This window comes from Vibrio sp. 10N.222.48.A3, from assembly GCF_041475345.1.
Lineage (GTDB): Bacteria > Pseudomonadota > Gammaproteobacteria > Enterobacterales > Vibrionaceae > Vibrio > Vibrio tasmaniensis_A.
The window spans coordinates 1-2254 of sequence record NZ_JBFRVX010000162.1 but is presented as its reverse complement, the minus strand read 5'-3'; the positions used below and the strand labels follow the sequence as shown (position 1 = coordinate 2254).

Here is a 2254-nt window from a genome sequence, read left to right as displayed (position 1 = left end):
GATGGCAACATCAATATTGACTTTGAAGATGTCGTGCTACGCGGTGTTACCGTGGTTAAAGAGGGTGAAGTCACTTGGCCTGCACCACCAATTCAAGTTTCAGCTCAACCACAACAAGCTAAGCCCAAAGCGGTTAAACCGGAGCCTAAAGTTGAAGAGCTGGTTTCTCCAATTAAGAAAGTGGCAGGCATGGCGGTTGCTGTAGGTGCATTTGCTTGGGTAGCTTCAGTTGCTCCTGCTGCGTTCTTATCTCACTTTACCGTTTTTGTACTCGCTTGTGTGGTGGGTTATTACGTCGTTTGGAATGTAAGCCATTCTCTGCATACGCCTTTGATGTCCGTAACTAACGCGATTTCAGGAATCATTGTAGTCGGTGCACTGTTACAGATAGGACAAGGAAGTGGCGTTGTCACGTTCTTATCATTTATTGCCGTATTAATTGCAAGTATCAACATCTTTGGTGGCTTTACCGTAACCAAACGTATGCTTGAAATGTTCCGTAAAGACTAAGGAGTGACAGATGTCTGAAGGATTAGTACAAGCAGCTTATATTGTGGCTGCTGTATTCTTTATTATGAGCTTGGCTGGGTTGTCGAAACAGGAATCTGCGCGTGCAGGTAACTATTACGGTATCACGGGTATGGCAATCGCGTTGATCGCGACGATCTTTGGCCCACATTCTGCAGGTATTGTATGGATCATCATTGCTATGGTGATCGGTGGTGGTATTGGTATCCACTACGCAAGAAAAGTAGAAATGACTGAAATGCCTGAGCTGGTGGCAATTCTGCACAGCTTCGTAGGTATGGCAGCAGTACTTGTAGGTTACAACAGTTACATTGACCCACCTGCTACCGTTTCTATCAACCCTGCTGATATTCATGCAGAGCACGTGATCCACCTAGTGGAAGTGTTCCTTGGCGTGTTTATCGGTGCGGTGACGTTCACGGGTTCTATTGTTGCGTTTGGTAAGCTTCGCGGCGTTATCTCTTCGTCTGCATTGAACATCCCTCATAAGCATAAGTGGAACCTAGCGGCGATCGTAGTTTCTACACTACTGATGATTATGTTCGTTAAAGCGGACGGCAGCATGTTCGCGCTAATGGTGATGACTCTTATCGCATTCGCATTCGGTTACCACCTAGTGGCATCGATTGGTGGCGCAGATATGCCAGTGGTTGTCTCTATGCTGAACTCATATTCTGGTTGGGCAGCAGCAGCGGCAGGTTTCATGCTTGCGAACGATCTGCTTATCGTAACCGGTGCATTGGTTGGTTCGTCAGGTGCAATTCTTTCTTACATCATGTGTAAGGCGATGAATCGCTCTTTCATCAGCGTTATTGCTGGTGGATTCGGCCAAGATGTGGTTGTGTCTGATGGTGATGAAGAGCAAGGTGAACACCGCGAAACATCAGCTGAAGACGTGGCTGACATGCTGAAAAATTCAAAGTCAGTCATCATCACTCCTGGATATGGCATGGCAGTAGCTCAAGCTCAATATCCAGTGCATGAAATCACTGAGAAGCTACGAGCGCAGGGCATCAATGTTCGATTTGGTATCCACCCAGTTGCTGGTAGGTTACCGGGTCACATGAATGTGTTACTTGCTGAAGCAAAAGTACCTTACGATATCGTTCTTGAAATGGATGAACTCAACGATGACTTCAATGAGACCGATACTGTTTTGGTTATCGGTGCAAACGACACTGTGAACCCAGCAGCACTTGAAGATCCAAACAGCCCAATCGCTGGCATGCCAGTACTTGAAGTTTGGAATGCTCAGAACGTTATCGTATTCAAACGTTCGATGAACACAGGTTACGCAGGTGTGCAAAACCCACTGTTCTTCAAAGAGAATACGCAGATGTTGTTTGGTGATGCGAAACAGAGCTGTCTCGGTATTCTAGAGCATCTATAGGAAACACTTTTTAAGTATTTTCTAAGCAAAAGCATTAAGTCGTAACTAAATAAGGAGCTCATTAGAGCTCCTTTTTTTTGTTCATCTGAAAGTCGCTGTATCCTAAAGCAACAATCTATGACCCATAAGCAGCAATCTATGGCCTATAAGCAATAAGCACAGTCCGATAGATGGCCGTAAAACTCATTTGAATGAAGTTATAACGACTCAAACGATTAGCGAGTACAGCTGTGCAACATAGCCCTAATATGATCGAATTTGTCGCTATAACTCGTCATTAGCACGGTTTTTCATGCGGTTATAAATTTATCTTTGATAACGAATGGTATATATTTG

General features: G+C 44.7%; 2 protein-coding genes. Both read left to right on the top strand.

The features are described 5' to 3' along the window. The coding region (locus tag AB4653_RS05985; protein ID WP_372103568.1) for a proton-translocating transhydrogenase family protein at positions 1-510 on the top strand (510 nt) is incomplete at its 5' end. Positions 511-520: 10 nt separating this feature from the next. Then, positions 521-1918, top strand: a complete 1398-nt coding sequence (gene pntB, locus AB4653_RS05980; protein ID WP_009845361.1) for a Re/Si-specific NAD(P)(+) transhydrogenase subunit beta — start codon at positions 521-523, stop codon at positions 1916-1918. Positions 1919-2254 lie beyond the last annotated feature (336 nt).